This window comes from Sodalis ligni (assembly GCF_016865525.2).
GTDB lineage: Bacteria > Pseudomonadota > Gammaproteobacteria > Enterobacterales > Enterobacteriaceae > Acerihabitans > Acerihabitans ligni.
The window spans coordinates 5,469,963-5,490,269 of the sequence record NZ_CP075169.1 but is presented as its reverse complement, the minus strand read 5'-3'; the positions used below and the strand labels follow the sequence as shown (position 1 = coordinate 5,490,269).

The 20,307-nt window shown below is 54.9% G+C and carries 13 protein-coding genes and 3 pseudogenes; 14 read left to right on the top strand and 2 right to left on the bottom strand.

The window, feature by feature from the left end; translation table 11 throughout:
• The 6 genes and pseudogenes from GTU79_RS25700 to nadS all read left to right on the top strand — a co-directional run bounded on the left by GTU79_RS25700 (position 1) and on the right by nadS (position 5,522).
• Complete coding sequence (locus GTU79_RS25700; RefSeq protein ID WP_203520853.1) at positions 1 to 858, top strand: amidohydrolase family protein; 858 nt, start codon at positions 1 to 3, stop codon at positions 856 to 858.
• Positions 858 to 1,766, top strand: coding sequence for a substrate-binding domain-containing protein (locus GTU79_RS25695; RefSeq protein WP_132925231.1), 909 nt, complete (start codon positions 858 to 860; stop codon positions 1,764 to 1,766). Before GTU79_RS25700 ends, GTU79_RS25695 begins: the two co-directional genes overlap by 1 nt.
• A gap of 40 nt (positions 1,767 to 1,806) precedes the next feature.
• Positions 1,807 to 3,108 carry a C4-dicarboxylate transporter DctA gene (gene dctA, locus GTU79_RS25690; RefSeq protein ID WP_132925233.1) on the top strand — a complete coding sequence of 434 codons (1,302 nt, stop codon included), beginning with the start codon at positions 1,807 to 1,809 and terminating at the stop codon, positions 3,106 to 3,108.
• 82 nt (positions 3,109 to 3,190) lie between these two features.
• The gene (locus tag GTU79_RS25685) at positions 3,191 to 4,630 is read left to right on the top strand and encodes a carbohydrate porin (RefSeq protein ID WP_203520855.1); all 1,440 of its coding nucleotides are present in this window, start codon (positions 3,191 to 3,193) and stop codon (positions 4,628 to 4,630) included.
• Between the two features lie 274 nt (positions 4,631 to 4,904).
• Positions 4,905 to 5,251: pseudogene (locus GTU79_RS30845) on the top strand (type II toxin-antitoxin system RelE/ParE family toxin).
• The gene (gene nadS, locus GTU79_RS25675; RefSeq protein WP_132925237.1) at positions 5,238 to 5,522 is read left to right on the top strand and encodes a NadS family protein; all 285 of its coding nucleotides are present in this window, start codon (positions 5,238 to 5,240) and stop codon (positions 5,520 to 5,522) included. The pseudogene GTU79_RS30845 and the gene nadS overlap by 14 nt, the downstream one beginning before the upstream one ends.
• Before the next feature lie 149 nt (positions 5,523 to 5,671).
• On the opposite strand, the gene xylB is transcribed toward nadS, so the two are convergent.
• On the bottom strand, positions 5,672 to 7,129 hold the full coding sequence (gene xylB / locus GTU79_RS25670) for a xylulokinase (RefSeq protein ID WP_214513499.1): 1,458 nt from the start codon (positions 7,127 to 7,129) through the stop codon (positions 5,672 to 5,674).
• Positions 7,130 to 7,423: 294 nt separating this feature from the next.
• Positions 7,424 to 8,743 (bottom strand): xylose isomerase, encoded by a 1,320-nt coding sequence (xylA, locus tag GTU79_RS25665; protein WP_132925241.1) that lies wholly within the window; start codon positions 8,741 to 8,743, stop codon positions 7,424 to 7,426.
• A 490-nt stretch (positions 8,744 to 9,233) separates the two neighbouring features.
• Here xylA and xylF point away from each other — a divergent pair, with 490 nt between their 5' ends.
• The 8 genes and pseudogenes from xylF to ada all read left to right on the top strand — a co-directional run bounded on the left by xylF (position 9,234) and on the right by ada (position 20,124).
• Positions 9,234 to 10,229, top strand: coding sequence for a D-xylose ABC transporter substrate-binding protein (gene xylF / locus GTU79_RS25660; RefSeq protein WP_132925243.1), 996 nt, complete (start codon positions 9,234 to 9,236; stop codon positions 10,227 to 10,229).
• 355 nt (positions 10,230 to 10,584) lie between these two features.
• Positions 10,585 to 12,129 (top strand): xylose ABC transporter ATP-binding protein, encoded by a 1,545-nt coding sequence (locus tag GTU79_RS25655; protein ID WP_132925245.1) that lies wholly within the window; start codon positions 10,585 to 10,587, stop codon positions 12,127 to 12,129.
• Positions 12,107 to 13,270 (top strand): annotated as a pseudogene (locus GTU79_RS25650) (sugar ABC transporter permease); the annotation flags it as partial. The gene GTU79_RS25655 and the pseudogene GTU79_RS25650, both read left to right, overlap by 23 nt.
• Before the next feature lie 373 nt (positions 13,271 to 13,643).
• A complete protein-coding gene (gene darB, locus GTU79_RS25645) occupies positions 13,644 to 16,028 on the top strand; it encodes a darobactin export ABC transporter permease subunit (protein WP_214513498.1) in 2,385 nt (794 codons plus the stop codon).
• Positions 16,019 to 17,275, top strand: coding sequence for a darobactin export ABC transporter periplasmic adaptor subunit (darC, locus tag GTU79_RS25640; protein WP_214513497.1), 1,257 nt, complete (start codon positions 16,019 to 16,021; stop codon positions 17,273 to 17,275). Before darB ends, darC begins: the two co-directional genes overlap by 10 nt.
• A gap of 1 nt (position 17,276) precedes the next feature.
• On the top strand, positions 17,277 to 17,936 hold the full coding sequence (darD, locus tag GTU79_RS25635; RefSeq protein WP_203520881.1) for a darobactin export ABC transporter ATP-binding protein: 660 nt from the start codon (positions 17,277 to 17,279) through the stop codon (positions 17,934 to 17,936).
• Positions 17,937 to 18,494: 558 nt separating this feature from the next.
• On the top strand, positions 18,495 to 18,911 hold the full coding sequence (locus tag GTU79_RS25630; RefSeq protein WP_203520882.1) for a hypothetical protein: 417 nt from the start codon (positions 18,495 to 18,497) through the stop codon (positions 18,909 to 18,911).
• A gap of 145 nt (positions 18,912 to 19,056) precedes the next feature.
• Positions 19,057 to 20,124 (top strand): annotated as a pseudogene (gene ada / locus GTU79_RS25625) (bifunctional DNA-binding transcriptional regulator/O6-methylguanine-DNA methyltransferase Ada).
• Positions 20,125 to 20,307 lie beyond the last annotated feature (183 nt).

The following is a 20,307-nucleotide window of genomic DNA, read 5'->3' as shown; positions in this document are numbered from 1 at the left end:
ATGAAGCTGCTAGATACCCATACCCATGTAATCTCTCCCGACAACAAGCATTATCCCACTGACCCCATCGGCGGGCATCAGTCGCAATGGTCGCAGGCTCGTCCGGTGGATGCCGACAGCCTGTTGCGCGCGATGGACGCCGCCGACATCGAACAGGCCGTGGTAGTCCAGGCCTCGACCGTCTACGGTCACGATAACCGCTATGTCGCCGACACCGTGCGGGCACACCGTGACCGCCTGGTTGGCGTGTATTCACTGGATGCGCTCGCCGCCGATGCGGTGGATAAGATTATTTACTGGCAGGAACAGGGTCTGTCGGGCTTTCGGTTGTTCACCACCGGCAGCACCATGCCCGGCCAGGGCGACTGGTTGGGCCACGTTGATTCTTATCCGGCCTGGGCCTGGGCCGAGGCGCATGCCATTCCGGTGTGTCTGCAAATGACCATGGAAGGCATTCCTGCCCTGCGCAGTCTGCTTGAACGCTTCCCCAAGGCGATTGTGCTGCTCGACCATTGCGCGCGTCCGGTGCTTTCCGCCGGCGCCCCGTACCAGGCGGCCGACGCTCTGCTCGCACTGGCGGCTTTTCCGGGCGTTCATCTGAAATTGACCAACCGCACCCTGGCCGCCGCCGCCGAAGGCAAGTCGACCCCCATCGACTTCCTGCGCACGATCATCGCCGCGTTCGGCGCCGACCATATCGCCTGGGGCTCAAATTTCCCCGCGGCGGCGGGCACGCTGGCCGAGTTGGCTGACACTGCTCGCGAGGTACTGGGCGGATTGTCGGTGCAAGATCGGCAAGCCATCGCCGGCGGTACCGCCCGGCGCCTGTATCCGTTCGCCTCGACGGAGCAACGCTGATGAATACTGCGACAACTTTACGTACCGTACTCGGCCACTATCCGCATACGGCGGCACTGCATTCCGGCGAACTAACCGATCCCGCCATACGCCTGGACTTCCAGAACGTTGGCGTGGTGCACAAGGCCTTCGCGCCCATGGTCCGTGACCAGGCCTATGATTTGTGCGAATTAGCCGTGGTCACCGCGTTGCAAGCCATTGCCTATGGCCGTCCGGTGGTGCTGTTACCCGCCGTGGTCGCTTCTCGCTTTCAGCGCGGCTGCCTGATTGGTTATGGCCCCAACGGCGTACCGGCCGAGACTGATTTGGCCGGTAAGCGCATTGGCGTGCGTGCTTATACCCAGACCACCGGCATGTGGGTTCGGGCGCACCTGGCCGAGGATGTTGGACTGGACATCGCCAAAGTGCGGTGGATAACCCACGACCCGGCGCACGTTGAACAGTACCGGAACCCCGGATTTGTCGAACAGATCCCCGGCACGAAGGGCTCGTTGCAGATGTTGCGCGACGGCGACGTGGACGCGGCGATCCTGGGCAATGACTTGCCCTCGGGTGAAGAATACATTGCGGTCATCAAGAACGCAGGAGACCGGGATCTGGCCTGGTGGCACAGGCATCATTTCATGCCGATCAACCATATGGTGGTGGCGAGTGCCGATGCTTGCGCACGGCAGCCGGATGCCATTCGACATGCCTTTGCGCTGCTGCGGGAAGCCGACCGGCGTAGTACTCCCGCTACGGGCGAAGCCAAGACATTGAGTCCGACCTTGTTCGGTTTCGAAAGCCTGGCCGGTGCTCTCGACTTCACCATTGATGCGTGTATGGCACAGGGGCTGTTACCCCGACGTTTGAGCCTGAAAGACGTGTTCGATCCAGCGCGCAAGCTGCTGGGCAGCGACGCCGATTAAGCAGCTCCCGGCCATCTCACCTATTATTCTGGAGTCCACTATGACTCGTAACATTTCTCCCAGCGCCGTCCTGGGTACCCAGCGTACGCGCCGTTTCTACGAAGACCTGACTTTTCAAGTGCTGGTCGGCATGGTCCTTGGCATTGCGGTAGGCGCCCTGGCGCCCGACATCGGCCAGACGCTCAAGCCGCTTGGCGATGTGTTCATCCGTCTTATCCAGATGGTGGTCGGACTGATCATCTTCTGCACGGTCACCCACGGTATCGCCAGCGTCCGTGATCTGGGCAAGGTCGGTCGTATCGCGATCAAGGCCATCGTCTATTTCGAGGTGGTCACCAGCATCGCTCTGGTGATCGGCCTGGTGACCATCAACGTTCTCAAGCCGGGTGTCGGAATGAACATCGACCCCGCGCTGTTGCGAACCGCCGGTGAAGCGGCGCACCCCGCTTCGCACATGAGTATGGGCGAGTTCATGCTCAACCTGGTACCGGAGAGCGCCATCGGTGCGTTCGCCCGGGGCGAAATCCTGCAGATTCTGGTGTTCTCGGTGCTGTTCGCCTGTGGCCTGGCCTCTATGGGGGATAAGGCGCAACCGGTGCTGAACATGGTCGACACCGTATCCCAGTCTCTGTTCTGGGTGATCCGCCTGGCGATGAAACTGGCCCCCATCGCCGCTTTCGGCGCCATTGCCTTTACGGTCGCCAAATTCGGCCTCAAGTCGCTGGTGCCCCTGGCGGCGTTGGTGGGGGAGTTCTACCTGACCTGCGCGATCTTCTTCCTCATCGCGCTGGCGCCGGTCGCCTGGTACGCCGGTTTCAGCCTGCTCAAGCTGATGCGTTACATCCGTGAAGAGTTGATCCTGGTGATTGGCACCAACTCCGGGGAAAGCGTGTTCCCGCAACTGATCGGCAAACTCAAGCGGCTCGGTATCGAAGAGTCGGTGGTCGGGCTGGTGCTACCCACCGGCTACAGCTTCAACCACGACGGGACCTGCCTGTATTTCGCCGCCGTCGCGGTGTTCCTGGCCCAGGCCACCGGCACCGCGTTGGGTTGGGAACAACAGCTGTCGCTGCTGGGCGTGTTGCTCGTCACCTCCAAGGGCGGCGCCGGCGTGGCGGGTTCGGCCATCGCGGTTCTGGCCATGACCCTGGCCGCCACCAAGTCGATCCCGGTCGGCAGTATTGCCTTAATCCTCGGCGTCCATCGCATCCTCGCCTCGGCGTTTGTCTTTACCAATATCACCGGTAACTGCGTGGCGACCCTCGTGGTGGGCAAATGGGAAAACGCCATCGACCGCAGGCAACTGGAAAGCGAACTGGACGCGGGTTACCGCGAAGTTTGACCACCCGATTTATCACAACAGCATCGACCGGATTGCCACGCGCAAGGGTAACCTGCGCGCAATACCGGCAAGGGCACGCACCATGAAAATGACAATAAATATTCTGGCAGTAAGCATTCTCGGCTTTTTGATTCAAGACACTACCCTGGCCGCAACCGTTTCGCCATCCGCCTCCCTCCCCGGCGCGCTGGCCGATACGCCGGATACACCGAAAGTACCGAACGACACACAGGGGGAACCGGCCGCTGCGCCAACCGTCAGCCAGGAGCCCGGTACCCCCGACCCCGGCGCCGCGTTGAGAAAACTGGCCGGCCAGGGCGTGTTGCTGCGGGCCAATCTGATCAATCAGTATGCCCGCAACACCCGCGGCGGCGTCGGGCAGGGCCACACCAACGTTGGCCAATTCAACGTCGGCGCCGATCTCAATCTCGACAAGCTGATTGGCACCCGTGGCAGCAGTTTCCATTTCACCGTCTACAAAGATTATGGCTCCGGCCTCAGTCATGACGTCACCGGCACCTTCCCCAAACAGCAGAATATCTACAAGAACGAATTTCCCGCCTGGCACCTGGGGCTGTTCGCCTTCGAGCAAAAACTGCTGGACGACCGACTGGATGTGGTCGTCGGCCGACTGGGTACCACCTCTTATTACGCCAAGCTGCCCACCAACTGTCAGTTTCAAAATGGCGACAACTGCGGCGTACCGCGCCTGGTCAATTCCGAATCCGGCTACAGCCTGCTGCCCTCGGCCACCTGGGGTCTCAACATGCGCTACCGCACGACTCCTCATACTTATATTGAAACCGGCGTATACGAGGTCAATCCCAGCACCGCCGCCAGTAACGGCCTGGACTTCTCCACTGCCGAGTCCACCGGCGTGACCGTGCCGCTGGAGTGGGGCTGGACCAAGCCCGGAAACTTCGATCTTAAGGTCGGCGGCTACATCAGTACCGCATCGCATTCCGACCCTTACTACAACACCGCTGGCCGTTCGCTGGGGAGTTTCGGCGGCACCGCCCGCAAGGTGAACGAGGATCGCAAGGGCGTTTATCTGCTCGGTGACAAGGTGGTCTGGCGGCCCGGTGCGGACTCGAAGCGCAACCTCGCGGTATTTGGCGGTGTGGTCCAGCAACTGGAAGATGAGGAGATCATGAAGCAGCAGTTCCTGAGCGGCGTCGTGCTGACCGGACCAATGGCATCGCGGCCGCATGACACCATCGGCTTCTCCGCGTCATTGTTCAATCTCACCGACAAGGAAACCGCATTCCTGCGCGATTCCCGGGCCAAGGCCGGGGGCCACGGCAGCAACGATCCTAATGAGTATTCCTTGGAACTTAACTACGGTTGGCATGTCAGCCCTGGCGTAATCGTCATGCCCAACGTCCAGTACATCATCAACCCGGATAATTCCGGCATGCCGAAAACCGCAATCTTGCCCAAGAACATGCTGGTCTATGGGCTCAACGTGCAAATAAACTTCGGCGGCATGTTCGGCCTCAGCTCGCCGGGCGGCGGCGACTGAACATGGGATAAATCTGCTTCTCTCTCTGACTGAACCGCCCCTGGAAACCGGGGCGGTTCATAAAATCTGAAGGCCGAGTCAGTGACTATTGTCTTTGACTCGGCCATTGTATTGGTTTCTCCCTTGAAAATGGCGGCGTAACAGTAACGAACTTTTTTTCACTACCCGGAAAAGAGTGATGTTACGCAGGCGGTGTGTAAACCCTCATTTTTTTGCTGGAAAATTCAGCCCCGTTGGTGTACTATGTACATCATAAAAGTAAGGGAGTATTTAAGTGAGTCATGCAATAGAGTTTATCGAGACGGCAATGTTTACCCGGCAGATAAAGCAAATTGCCACGGACGATGACTTGAAGGATCTTCAGAAAGAATTAATCGAATTTCCGGATAAAGCGATTTAATACAAAAAACGGGTGGGCTGCGAAAAATCAGAATGGCGACGGGGTCGCAGGGTAAAAGCGGGAGTGCCAGAGTTATTTATTTTCTTGCCACAGAAGAGGTTATCTATCTGGTTATGGCCTATCCGAAAAACATCTAAGACAGCCTGACGGGTGCTGAAAAGGCAGAACTTAAAAAACTGACGAAATTACTGAAAGATGAGGTATATCATGAGCTTTTTTGACGATCTGAAAGCATCTCTTGAAGAAGCTGTTGAAATCAAAAATGGCGTTAAAGCGCCTGCACGGGTCACCAGTTATGAAGTGGCCGATGTGAAGGCTATCAGAGAACAACTCAATGTCTCACAGGGTGAGATGGCAAAGGTCCTGGGAACCAGCATTGATACCATTAAAAGCTGGGAAACAAAGCGACGCAATCCTACCGGACTGGCAGCAAAAGTTCTGGCGACTATTCGGGATAACCCGGCGTTCTTCCGGGAGCTGGCTGTACATTAGGTCTTGATGGCCGATAATATTTCCAACGATGAGAGCCCGCGGTTGCGGGCTTTTTCATTTATGCGCCGGGCATGGCGCGTAGCGCCTTGACGAGGGTTGTCCCCGGTTCGTGGTGGTCAAGGGACAGCTTAAAGGTCAATAAAAGTCCTCTACACACCCGTCAAGGGTGTCAGTTGCAGGTATATCTGTCGGAAGGTGCGCCGTTGTTCCAGATAGGCCTCATGATGGTTTTTATCAGGCCGATAGCTGGCCTCCAGCGGCAACGGCGGCAGAATTTCCGACCAGGGCGTATCGGGAGGGCAGCTGAGCTGCGCCAATCTGGCCGCCCCCAGCGCCGGACCCACATCGCCGCCGGTGCGGTAATCCAGCTGGTGTCCGCTGATATCCGCCAGCAACTGCCGCCAGTATGCGCTGCGCGCCCCGCCGCCGATGAGGGTGATGCTATCCGGCCGCAGTCCGGTTTCATGCAATACGTCCATCCCGTCCGCCAGACCGAAGCTGACGCCTTCCACCACCGCCCGCGCCAGCTCCGCTGGGCCGTGATCGTGGGTTAGTCCCCAGAAGACGCCGGTTGCGTTGGGGTTGTTATGGGGCGTTCTCTCCCCGGACAGATAAGGCAGGAAGAAGGCCGGCGAGATATCGGCGCGGCTGCCGGCGGCGGCGTCCAGCAAGGCCGGGACGCTGCCCAGGCCAGTGGCTTTTGCCGCCCAGTCAAGACATGAGGCGGCGCTGAGCATCACCGACATCAAATGCCAGGTATTGGGCAGCGCATGGCAAAAACTGTGCACCGCTTTTTCCGGATTGCTGAGAAAGCCGTCGCTGACGGCGAAATAAACGCCGGAGGTTCCCAGCGACAGCATGGCCTGGCCCTGGCGATAGAGACCGACGCCGATGGCGCCGGCGGCGTTATCGCCGCCGCCGGCCACCACCGGTACCGGCGGCATTCCCCAGCGGGATGCCAGGTCCGGCCGCAGGGTGCTGGTTATCTGGTTGCCTTCGAACAATTGCGGCATATGCCCCCGGTTCAGGCCGCAGGCGTCCAGCAGTTCGTCGCTCCAGTCGCGGCGGCCCACGTCCAGCCACATCGTGCCAGCCGCATCGGACATGTCGGTGGCAAACTCGCCGGTCATGCGCCAGCGCAGGTAATCCTTTGGCAGAAGAACTTTGTCCACCCGGCTGAATATCTCCGGTTCATGCTCGGCTACCCAGCAGAGTTTGGGGGCGGTGAATCCGGGCATCATCAGATTGCCGGTAATCTGCCGGGAGCGGGGTACCGCTGTTTCCAGCGTCCGGCATTGGGCAAAGCTGCGGCCGTCGTTCCAGAGAATGGCGGGGCGCAGCACCTGCTGTTTGTTATCCAATAGCGTAGCGCCGTGCATTTGCCCGGTCAGGCCCAGGGCGCGCACCGAAGAGAGATCCTGTTTGGCCTTTAATGCCAGCATGGCCCGGTCGGCGGCCTGCCACCAGTGTTCCGGGTCCTGCTCCGACCATAGCGGGTGGGGACGGGAGACCGTCAGGCTTTCCGTATGGCTGCCCAGGATATGCTGCTGTTCGTCGAGGAGAATGGCTTTGACGCCTGAGGTACCTAGATCTATGCCGATATACATGAGGTATCCCTTAATTGTTTATAAGTAGCGCGGCTGTCGCCGCTTGGGAAAACCGATGCGGCAGCCTGTATGCCGCAGCCCGCTTTAACTGGTTCGTTGTCCGCTTGGTGATCGGGGGCCTACCGTGCCATAGGGTGTCCGGTGCAGCCTTGGTGTTAGCGGGCCTACCGTGCTGTGGGGCGCTCCGGCGGGCGGAAAAACCACGCCCGCTTCGACCCCATCAGCACGGTCTCCCTTTAACACGTTCGTTGCACGATCGATGCTAGGCGAGCCTGGCTCGAGGGCCGTGTTCCTTTAGCTGTATAGCACCTGATTGACGATATTTTCGAACAGTTCCTGCTGTCCGCTGTGATGTTCCGGCGCCAGGGCGTGCTGTTGGGCGTAGGCCGCCACGTCGGCCAGAGAGAGATTGCCTTGCAGTACACGCTGTCCCAGGTCGCCGTTCCAACCGGCGTAGCGGGCTTTCACCAGTTGATCCAGCCGTCCGTCCTCAATGAATTTCGCCGCCACCTTTAATGCCAGCGCCATGGTATCCATGCCGCCGATGTGGCCGTGGAACAGATCGTATTTATCGGTGCTCTGCCGGCGCACCTTGGAATCGAAGTTCAGGCCGCCGGTGGTAAAGCCGCCGGCTTTCAGGATTTCATACATCACCAATGCGTTTTCTTCCACGCTGTTGGGGAACTGGTCGGTATCCCAGCCCGATTGCGGATCGCCGCGATTGGCGTCCACCGAGCCGAAAATTCCCAGCGCGATGGCGGTGGCGATTTCATGATGGAAGGTATGTCCCGCCAGGGTGGCGTGGTTGGCCTCCACGTTGACCCGGATCTCCTTTTCCAGACCGAACTGTTTCAAGAAGCCATATACCGTGGCGACGTCGTAATCATATTGATGTTTGGTGGGCTCCTGGGGCTTGGGCTCGATTAGCAAGGTGCCCTGGAAACCGATTTTATGTTTGTGCTCCACCACCATCTGCATAAACCGGCCGATTTGTTCCCGTTCCTGCCGCAGATCGGTATTCAACAGGGTTTCATAGCCTTCACGGCCGCCCCATAACACATAGTTTTCGCCGCCGAGGGTCTGGGTGGCCGCCATGGCGCTGTTGACCTGCGCGGCGGCCCAGGCGAAGACTTCCGGGTCAGGATTGGTGGCGGCGCCGGCGCCGTAGCGGGGATGGCTGAAGCAGTTGGCCGTGCCCCATAGCAGTTTTATGCCGGTCTGCTGCTGATGCTGCGCCAAGACTTCCGTCATGGCCGCCATGTTATCGAGATACGCCTTTACCGTATTGCTCTCCGGGATCACATCCATATCGTGAAAGCAGTAGTAAGGCGCTCCCAGTTTGCTGAAAAATTCAAAGGCCACTTGCGCTTTCAACCTCGCCTGTGCAAGGGCATCTCCCGGCTGCTGCCAGGGGCGTTGAAACGCGCCGGTGCCGAACATATCCACGCCGGGCCAGCAGAAGGTGTGCCAGTAGCACACGGCGAAACGCAAATGGTCTTCCATGCGTTTACCTAATATGATTTCATCAGGGTTGTAATGATGGAAAGCCAAAGGTTCGGTGCTCTTGGGCCCTTCAAAACGGATTTTTTCAATTTTGTCAAAGTATTGAGACATGATTATGGCTCCTCGAAAATACAGGGTCCGTTCTGAAGCGGACATGATTTAACCCGGCGTCCGGCAATAACGCCGGCGGGTTAAGGGGATTCACTGCAATTGATTCTGGTTAGAACAGCGGGGGCGATCAATTACGTTATTTCACATATGGATTCATGAAATTATTTATTGTGCGTGAGATCACATAGAATGACCGATAAAAATTATTACAAATGCAATAATGTTAAAAATTAAATCGTCCGGGGCGAGAACGGCATAAAATAAGCTTTAGCTCACAGAAACCACATTTCAGTTAAATATCGTAATGGCGTTGTGAAAATTTGCAATTGCCGCCTGCTTTTTTCCCCACTAATACTAATTGGGTTTGCTGTCGATTATTTTTTAGCGGCAATACGTTGTCGTCACATTGTAAAGATTTGTATCTTATCTTATAAAACAGCGAGTTCCCTTGCTGGTTATGTTCTTAAAAAAGCAACATAAGGAATGAAAGATGAAACTGAAAACCCTCTTGCTTTCTGCCTGTGCGGCACTGGTGTTGACCTGCCAGCCGGGTATTGCCAAACAAATCAAAATCGGCATGGCGGTGGACGATCTGCGCCTGGAACGCTGGCAGAAGGATCGGGATATTTTTGTCGATAAAGCCAAGTCCCTGGGGGCGGATGTGTTTGTTCAATCCTCCAACGGCAATGAAGAAACCCAGATGTCGCAAATTGAAAATATGATTAATCGCGGCGTGGATGTATTGGTGATAATTCCTTATAACGGGAATGTGTTAAGTAATGTTATCGCGGAAGCGAAACAGGCTGGAATAAAAGTCCTGGCGTATGACCGGATGATTAATAATGCTGATGTGGATTTTTATATCTCCTTCGATAATGAAAAAGTCGGTGAGCTACAGGCGCAAAGCGTGGTCAATCGCGTTCCCCAAGGTAATTATTTCCTGATGGGCGGGTCGCCGGTGGACAGTAATGCCAAGATGTTCCGCGCCGGTCAGATGAAAGTACTGCAACCGTTAATCGACAGCGGCAAAATCAAGGTGGTGGGCGACCAATGGGCCGATGGCTGGCTGCCGGAAAACGCGCTGAAAATCATGGAAAATGCGCTGACCGCCAATAACAACAAAATCGATGCCGTGGTGGCTTCCAATGACGCCACCGCCGGGGGGGCCATACAGGCTCTGGCGGCGCAGGGTCTGGCCGGTAAAGTGGCTATTTCCGGGCAGGATGCCGATCTGGCCGGCATCAAACGTATTATTCAGGGTACCCAAACCATGACGGTCTATAAACCCATCAAGCAGGAAGCCTCCAATGCCGCCATTATCGCCATAGAGCTGGCCAAGGGTGAAAAACCCAAATCCAACGCTTCGCTGAATAATGGCTTGCGGGCTGTCCCTTCCTATCTGTTGACACCTATTGCGGTGGACAAGAGCAATATCGACAGCACCGTGATTGCCGACGGTTTCCATAAGAAGTCCGAGCTGAACTGATCCGCCGTTACGCCGATTGTTGTTTGTGACGTGAATTATACCTTAAATAATTCAAGTTGTAGGAAGGCGGCGACACAGCGACAAATCTGTTTGGAACAGATTTGAACAGCGCTTGCGCTGGCCCGAAGGGTGAACCTCAGGGATGAGGTTCATCTATCCCAGGAGCTTACTCAAGTAAGTGACTGGGATGAGCGAGGACAAATCTGCAGGAGCAGATTTGAACGCGAGGTGTCGCGGCCCCGAAGGGGCGAGGCCCAGGGAAGGGCCGAGTATTGCCAACGCACCTGCAGCTTGAAGTATGACGGGTATATGTGGTCCGCCGAACCGGGCGGCCTTGCTGCGGAGGGAAATTATCATGGCGTCTGTGTTACTGGAAATGAGAAATATCACCAAGCGGTTCGGTGTGGTAAAGGCGGTGGATAATGTGTCCCTGAGCGTTGAACCGGGCCAGGTATTGTCGTTATGCGGTGAAAACGGTTCGGGCAAGTCCACCCTGATGAAAGTGTTGTCGGCGGTGTATCCTTACGGCACCTTCGAGGGAGAGATCCTGTTCGGCGGCGAGCCGCTGGTGGCCCACGGCGTGCGCGACACGGAGCAAAAAGGGATTGCCATTATTCATCAGGAACTGGCGCTGGTGAAGCAGATGACGGTGCTGGAAAATATTTTCCTCGGCGCCGAATGGGCCAAATATGGCGTTATGGATTACGACAATATGTATCTGCGCTGTATCCGTATGCTGGCGCAGGTGAAACTGGATATCGATCCCAATACCCGCGTCGGGGAGCTGGGGCTGGGGCAACAGCAACTGGTGGAGATTGCCAAGGCGCTGAACAAGCAGGTTCGCCTGCTGATTCTGGATGAACCCACCGCCTCCCTGACCGAAAGCGAAACCGCCATCTTGCTGGATATCGTCAACGACCTGCGCAATCACGATATCGCCTGTATTTATATTTCCCACAAGCTTAACGAGGTCAAGGCCATCTCGGATGTGATTTGCGTCATCCGGGACGGTAAGCATATCGCGACCCGGGCGGCCGAGGGCCTGAGCGAAGAGGACCTGATCCGGATGATGGTGGGGCGCGAGCTCACCGAGCTTTATCCCCATGAACCCCATGCCGTCGGCGAGGAAATTTTGCGGGTGGAGGGACTGACGGCCTGGCATCCGGTGAATCAGCATATCCGGCGGGTGGACAATGCCGCCTTTAGCCTGCATAAAGGGGAAATCCTCGGCGTCGCCGGCCTGGTTGGGTCGGGCCGCACCGAGCTGGCGCAGTGCCTGTTCGGCTGCTATCCCGGCCGCTGGGAGGGTCGGATCACGCTGCACGGCAAGCCGGTTCGTTTCAGCAACTGCCGGCAGGCCATGGCCCATGGAGTGGCCATGGTGCCGGAGGACCGCAAAAAAGACGGTATCGTGCCGATCATGAGCGTGGGCTCCAATATTACCCTGGCGGCCCTCAGCCAGTTCAGCGGATCCCTTAGCGTCGTGGATGAGGCCGGCGAACAGGCGGCCATCCGCGACGCCATTGCGCGTCTCAAAGTGAAAACCACCTCGCCGGAGCTGGCCATCGGCCGCCTGAGCGGCGGTAATCAGCAAAAAGCCATCCTGGCGAAATGCCTGTTGCTGAATCCGGCAATCCTGATCCTTGACGAGCCGACGCGCGGTATCGATATCGGTGCCAAGCAGGAAATTTATCGCTTGATAAACCAACTGGTACAGCAGGGTATCGCGGTCATCATGATCTCTTCGGAACTGCCGGAGGTCCTTGGCATCAGCGATCGGGTGCTGGCGATGCACCAAGGGGTAATCAAAGCCGATCTTATCAACCGCGACCTGACACAGGAACAGGTAATGGAAGCGGCACTCAGGAGTGACTCCCATGTTGAAAATCACGCGGTCTGACCGCTTGGCGGCTACCGGCGATACCGCCGCCGGCAAAAATAAGCCATTAAATTTACAGGTATTCGTTATGTTGGCCGCTATCGTGGTCATTATGTTGTTCTTTACCTTTACCACCGAGGGAGCCTATCTCAGCGCCCGCAATATCTCCAATCTGCTGCGGCAAACCTCCATTACCGGCATCTTGGCGGTGGGGATGGTGTTTGTGATTATCTCCGCCGAAATCGATTTGTCGGTGGGCTCCATGATGGGCCTGCTGGGCGGGGTGGCGGCGATATTCGATGTCTGGCTCAAATGGCCGCTGACGCTGACCATCCTGGTGACCCTGTTGCTGGGATTGCTGCTGGGGGCCTGGAACGGATGGTGGGTGGCCTACCGCAAAGTGCCGTCATTTATCGTCACCTTGTCCGGTATGCTGGCCTTTCGCGGCATACTAATAGGTATAACCAACGGCACCACCGTCTCTCCCACCTCGGCGGCCATGTCGCAAATAGGGCAGAGCTATTTGCCGGACGGTGCGGGGTTCGGCATCGGTTTTATCGGCCTGGTGCTGTTTATCGCCTGGCAATGGCGCCGGCGCGGCAAACGCCAGAGCCTTGGCTTATCCGTTCCCACCCGCACCGGGGATCTCACCCGGCAGGTTATCACCGCGGTCGTGGTATTGGGGGCTGTGTACCTGCTGAATGATTATCGCGGCGTACCCACGCCGGTGCTCCTTCTGGTGGCGCTGATGCTGGCGGGATTGTTCCTGGCGGCCCGCACCGCCTTCGGCCGCCGGATTTACGCCATCGGCGGCAATATAGATGCCGCCCGGCTGTCCGGGGTGAACGTGGAGCGCACCAAGCTGGCTGTATTTGCCATCAACGGTTTGATGGTCGCCGTGGCGGGTCTAATCCTCAGTTCCCGCCTGGGGCCGGTTCGCCCTCCGCCGGCAATATCGCGGAGCTGGACGCCATCGCCGCCTGCGTTATCGGCGGCACCAGCCTGGCGGGCGGCGTCGGCAGCGTGGCCGGCGCCGTAATGGGGCATTTATCATGGCGTCGCTGGACAACGGCATGAGCATGCTTGATGTGTCTACTTTTGGCAATATATCGTCAAAGGCGCCATTTTGCTATTGGCGGTTTGGATGGATACCGCCACCAAAAGCGGGCCTAGCCGTACGGCAATAGATGATCCGGGCAAATCGAGCTCCCAGGAGGGTTCACGGCGTGTTTACGATCTGGCAGCCTGTCTCGACCGGACACTTTGTCAACAAGCTCGGGGGCGGATACGCCCCTTTGTCATGGGAGGAGTTTCACGTTTTTATTTGATGGCGTACTTATCCCTAAATCGGTTATTTTATTGTATACCTATGGTCAATATCATTAATTAGGGGGTTATGTAAAATGAAGACATGAATATATCATTGATAAAGGGGTGCAATATATCAAGGATATTAATTAATAAGAGTCTGAATGGACAATCGCGAATTTCAAGTGCCTCAACGCCCTTAACGTCGAGACAATCAGCCGATGATATTGAATGAGTTTTATCATGACGTTAAATTGAATCCCGTACCGGCAGTATTGGGCATTATCATTAGTGCTATCGGCTTTGTCACGACCTTCCTCACCTTGGCGTTATCCATTTCTGATTTTCGTACCGACAGGTTTTATCCCGATTATCGCCACATTTATCGGCTTGAATCGCAGCTTTTATTGCCTAACGGCGTCCGGGTACGTTCCGCGCAGGTGCCGCTGCCCTTGATCGACGCGTTGAAAAAAGAGCCGGGAATTACATCTGTCAGTTATGCCCACCGTTTTTTCACTTCGATCCGCAGTGAAGGGCGGGTAATGTCCGACGTGGAAATTTTCGCGGTCAGCCCTGAATTCTTAACTCGATTGAATCCTTACCGGCAGTCTCTGGCCCCGCTGGAGGCCCACGAAATTTATATTACCCCGGCCTTCAACCGGCGATATCTCGGCTTCTCTTCGCCCCGCGGCAAAATAATCGAGCTGGGAAATCAAGGGAAATTCATCATCAAGGACGTGGTGGAACCTCATAAAGACAGCAGCCAAAACATGCCGATAATGATCGCCTTTTCACCCTGGATGATGGAGGGTTATGACGATAAGCGCCGTGACTGGTACAACAACCAGGTTTATGCTTTTATCCATTCGGCGTCGCCGCAAACCTTCGATAATCGCCTACTTGACCAGGTGGTTGAACGCTATGCGCCGCAATTGCCCGGTGCGCCCGATACTCCCGCACAATCTCTTCATTTCAGCGCCCGCAATATCCTGGCTATGCACTATGGTCAGGGTTATCCTGATGAATTGGCCGCCGTGCATTCCATGGCATTGTTGCATACCCTTTATGGCGCGGCGATATTTGTACTGCTAACCACCCTGGTAAATTTTCTCTCCATAAACGGCATTATCAACGCCGCCAAAAGAAGCAGTCTGCATATCAAGCGCTGCATCGGCGCCTCGGATAAACAAATCCTCGCGGAATACTGCGGTATCATCTTCCCTCAATTTCTCTGCATCATGATTCTGGCCCTGGGAATGCTGCTGGGATCCGCGCTATTGTCCGAACCGATACTGGCGTTATTGCACCAAGTTCCCTGCCGGCTGCAGGTAGGGGTATTTATGTCCGTGTCGCTGATAATGGGTGGCATGATTGTTCTGAGCCAATGGATTTACCTTCGCCTGTTTGTCTTTAGCGTAAGAAATACACGCGGGGATGCCCGTTTTGAAAGCAAGGCAACTTATTATATCAATAAGCTGTCCATGGTGGCCCAGCTATTGCTTTCCGGAAGTATGGTTTATATTTGGGCCGGCGCCATAGCGCAAAACCACTATGTTATGGATACCGACTTCGGATATCACAAAAAAAATCTGCTGACTTTTGAAATTAATGAGCCGTTGCGCTCTCTCGCAATGTTGCGGATGTTGCAAGACCGGCTAAAGGAAAGCACCGGTACATCCAATATCGCTTTAAGCAGCTGGCGGCCCTTTGATATGTCCCCAGCGGTAATGACGGTACAGCATGGCCGGCAGCAGCAGGATCAGTCCGTCGCCATTAACGCCTTTTCCGCGGACCGTAACTTCCCCCTGGTGTGGGGCCTGGAGACCCTGGCCGGCAAAGAAAACGCCGTCAGTGAAAGCCGGGATCCGGCAATCCTTCACGTCATTGTCACCCGGGCGTTTATGAATGCGATGGGACAGTCCTCCTATGATGAAGTGATGAATAACACTTTTTATATTGATCTCGACGGAAAGAAAGAAGCGCTGCGTGTGCTGCGTATCGTGGACAATATCTACCTCGGCGAGCGGACAACATTACCGCAGCCGTTAATGATATTTATAAAAGACAACATCGAAAAATATGGCTCGATTAAATATTCCACGCGTCGGCAACGGGATAACATCATCTCGCAGCTCCAGGATTATGGGCTTTCCGAGGGTCAAATAGTATTGGTGGATGATTTGCACCGCCGGCATTTTAAGAACCATCTATTGATAACCAATGTAATACGCCTGGTGGCGGCGCTTTCTATGCTGTTGCTGCTGGGCAGTGCCGTGATTATCGGTATATCCGAGGCCGTCCGGCTGAATAAGACCCTGAAAATCATGGAAGCGGTGGGCGGTTCGGTCTATACCGGCATCGTTTTCTTTTTGCAGCAAAACATGGCGCCGCTGCTTATATCCTCCGCCCTTGCTTTTATAGTAGGTTTTGGCTTTTTACATCGCTGGCTCAAGCGATATGACCTGGTGACCGGGTTAACCTATACCTATGCACTCGCCGCGCTGCTGCTGCTGACTCTGGGCGTGGCGGCGGTGATGGCGTTGTCGCTGATGGCGGGCGGTCGGTGGTTCCGGGCCACAGGGCGCACGCAGAAGGGGGAGGCATGGATGTAAAGCTGGAAAAAAAATCCTTCATACATTGGCGGTCCAAATGGCTGGCCTGGGGTGCGTTACTGTTATTTATCTCACTGTGCGGGTTCATGTATCGATTGGCCACCGCGGATAATTTTTTGCGGGTGCCTTCTTCCGGGGTGAAATTTCATGAGATCAAACGCGGCTCGTATAATGATACGTTGGTGACACGGGCTGTCGCCATTCCAAATGAAAGCGTGGTTGTCTCCTCCGAACGGGGCGGGAAAGTGGTGGAAATTTACAAATTTTCCTCCGGTTTTGTCAAAAAGGGAGAGGTTATCGCCCGGCTGTCTAATTATGATTTTGTTTTACAGGTGACCTCCCGTATCGCTGATGCCACCGAGCAAATTAATAATTTGCGTAATATGCGTATGCTGCTTGAACGCAATAGCCGCGACACCAAAATAGAACTCGAGAAATCGGGCTATAACTTAATGAAAACAAGAAAGGAACTTCAAAGGAATAAAAAATTGTACGAGAAATCCATCATTGAAAAAGCCAAATATGAAAACCTGGTGGATGAGCTGGCATATTGGAAAAAGACCTATGAAATCCTATCCGAACATAATGAACAACAAGCCATCATTTTGCCCCATCAATATCGGGAGATAGACGAATCCATCAAACGTCTGGGAAAATTGGTTGATCTGATTAAAGGCGGTTTGGAACAGCTTACGATAGTCTCCCCCATAGAGGGTACGCTCACCGCGCTGGATATTAAAATCGGCCAGAAAATCAAACCCGGCGAAAAAGTCAGCGTAGTGGATAATTTGCATTCCTACTACTTTGAGGCCGCCTTCAGCGAGTATTACCTCGATAAAATAAAGCCGCAGGTGAATGTAATGGCTGATGCCGGCGGCATTAGCATCCCGCCGACCATCGAGACGGTTTCATCGGTAGTAGATAACGGCAAGTTCAAAGCGAAGCTGCTGATGTCCCGGCCCAGGCAGATTGCATTGAAACGCGGCCAGTCCATTGATCTGCGCGTCTCTCTGGGCACCTCCCGCAATGCGCTGCTGGCGCCCTCGGAAGCGATATTCTTTCAGGACGGCCAGGCCATGGTGTATGTCTTTGATAAACAGACGCGGCGGGCGGTGAAAACCCCGGTGAAGATCAAGCGCCAAGGGGCGGCGCAATCAGAAGTTATCGATGGCCTTGCCGAGGGACAGCAGGTGGTGACCTTCGCTGACAACGACTATGAAAAATCCAACATCATCGAGTTCGATTGATATGATTAAATTGGAACATGCCGGAAAATTCTATCTCACCAAGACCATCAAAACGCTGGCGCTTAATAATGTGGATCTTGCCATTATCCCTGGGGAATTCCTGTCGGTCATGGGCCCCTCCGGTTCGGGAAAATCCACCTTGCTGAACGTTCTGGGTTTATTCGAGTCCCTGGATACAGGACGTCTTACCCTGGATGGCGAAGTGGTGGAAGGGCTCTCTTATTCCCAAAGAATAGCACTGCGGCGGCGCTTGATAGGCTATATTTTTCAGTCCTTCAGCCTTATTTCCCATATGACGGTAAATGAAAATGTCGCCCTGCCGCTTAAGTATCGAAATGTGCCCAAAACGGAGCGTAAAGCGCGGGTCAAGCAGACTTTGGAGACGTTTGGACTGACCCCCAGGGCGGAACATTACCCGTCTCAGCTTTCGGGCGGCCAGCAGCAGCGGGTTGCCATTGCCCGCGCCATGATCTCCCATCCGGCGCTGATTCTGGCCGATGAGCCCACCGGCAATCTGGACAGTAAAAACAGCCGGGCGGTACTTGAGCAGCTTAAAAAAATCAATGGGCAGGGAACCACAGTGGTAATGGTGACCCATTCGCGGGAGGCGTCGTCCTTCGCCAACAGGGTCATGATGATGCGCGACGGTCGACTCGGCTAAGGCCCCATAACTTAAAAAAGCAAACCTTTGGATGTGTCATTCGTCCCTTGCATGTGAAAAATCAATAATAACGTGCTTCTTAGGATTATCATTAAAATATAACTGTTAGTGATTCGTTTAGTAGAGATTTGTTAAAGTAATTTTTATGAATTTTGATCTCTAGACTTACACGGGGAATATAAATTAATACCGCTGCGCAGGTTTTAATCAAAGCCATCATTACATCGTTTACGGGTAGTTTATGCCTTATTTATCCGGAGAAACAGAGTGAATTTTAGTTTAGGTGGTATAAATTTTGGCGGGTCTTATTTAATTGCAAAAACATCACTCATGAAGGAAAAGAGCTGCTTGGCAACATCAATGCTATCGGAAATAGTTATATAAAATTGAAAGGCTGCTCTACATTCGTAGGGAGTGATGTAATTGATATTACAAGTAAAAATGGTAACATTGAGATTACTCGAAGCGATATCAAAGGCGATGTCAGCTCAAAACAGGGAAAATCACCCTAATAAGCACTTCGATTAGAAACATTGAAATTAAAAAGGTGCTCTGGAGATGGAACATTGCCACGTTAATGGAACCCTATCTATTATTGGCACTAAAACCGACAAGATGCCTGAAGCCAGTGAGCACAACCTGAAAATAGGCGCACACTCAGTAATAAATAATATTCATGTAAAGAACACTGAATACAATATTTCCTCTTGGGTAACCAGTAAGTTTAACACACCCAATTTTATACGTAATATTTTTGAGATGACAGCTGAATATTCCCGCAGGACAGACCAAGCGGAAAGCGCTATTCCGTTAAAAAGCAACGTTACTCTCGGCGCAAACTCGGTATTGAAGTCGATAACCCTTGATAAAGACGTAAGCTGTACCTTGGTTGTGCCTGATGACGCCCGCTTTGACGGTGACCCTGGCGTTCAGGGGCTTACCGTTATCAATAATGGAGCACGTGCCGCTGCTTGACGGCGGCTTTTTTTTGAATGAGAAAGCAAGTTCCGAAGTGCCGACCGTTTGAGATCCTGTCATCCTGGATTCCTGCCTGGCCGATTCATGGCCGCAGCGATATGATGAAGGGTATGACACCATGCAATCCTGTAAAACCGCCCTTATGACCACCGTTACGCCGGATCCGCGCTGGCAGGCTATTGTTTCCCGTGATAAAGCGGCGGACGGTCGCTTTGTTTACGGCGTGCAAACCACCGGCATCTATTGCTCCCCTTCCTGCCCGTCCCGCCGGCCGCGTCCGGAGAATGTACGCTTCTTCGCCGATGCAGCTGAAGCCGAGCGGGTCGGTTTTCGTCCCTGCAAGCGTTGCAGGCAGGGCCGCCCTTCCCTGGCGCAAGAGCAGGCGACGAAAATCGCCGCCGCCTGCCGCTATATCGAGCAGCAAGATGACATTCCTAGGCTGGCGCAAATGGCGGCCCATGCCGGGGTGAGCCCGTATTATTTTCACCGCCTGTTCAAATCCATCACCGGACTGACGCCCAAGGCCTATGCTTCAGCCTGCCGAGGCCGGCGCGTGCGGCAACGGTTGGATCAAAGCGACTCCGTCACCGGGGCGATAATGTCGGCGGGGTATCAATCGGCGGGGAACTTTTACCAGCAGGCCGATGCGCTGTTGGGAATGACGCCCGGCGATTACCGGGCGGGCAAGGAACGAATATCATTTTCGCGGTGGGACAGTGCTCTCTGGGGGCGATTCTGGTGGCGCAAAGCGAGCGGGGCATCTGCGCCATTTCGCTGGGGGACGATGCCGAATCCCTGGTGCGGGAATTGGAGGATAAATATCCCCACGCCCGGTTGGCGGGCGACAATGGCGAATTCGCCCGGCGGATGGCATTGGTTATCGGCCTTGTCGATGCGCCCCGCCTCGGGCTGGATTTACCCTTGGATATCAAGGGCTCCGCGTTTCAGCCGCGGGTCTGGCAGGCTTTGCAGGACATTCCCCCCGGCAGCACGTTAAGCTATGCCGTTAAGCTATGCCGAGGTGGCAAAACGCATCGGCATGCCCGCCGCCGTTCGCGCCGTGGCCGGCGCCTGCGCCGCCAATACGCTGGCGGTGGCCGTCCCCTGCCATCGGGTGGTGCGCAGCGACGGGGCGCTGTCCGGCTATCGCTGGGGAATTGGGCGTAAACGGTTGCTGTTGGAAAAGGAGATCGACATTTCAAAATCGTAGATAAGGTTCTTTCAGCGGCGGCGACAGTTCTTTATGCTCCCTAATACGTATTTTATCCGCAATGGTACGCTTCATAATTCGTGTTTAGGATAAAGCTGTTAAGAGTTCGTTTAATAAGTTCTTATTATAATCCCCTCTCATTTTATTGTGTTTATTTTTGTTAAAAACGCATGATCTCGTCAC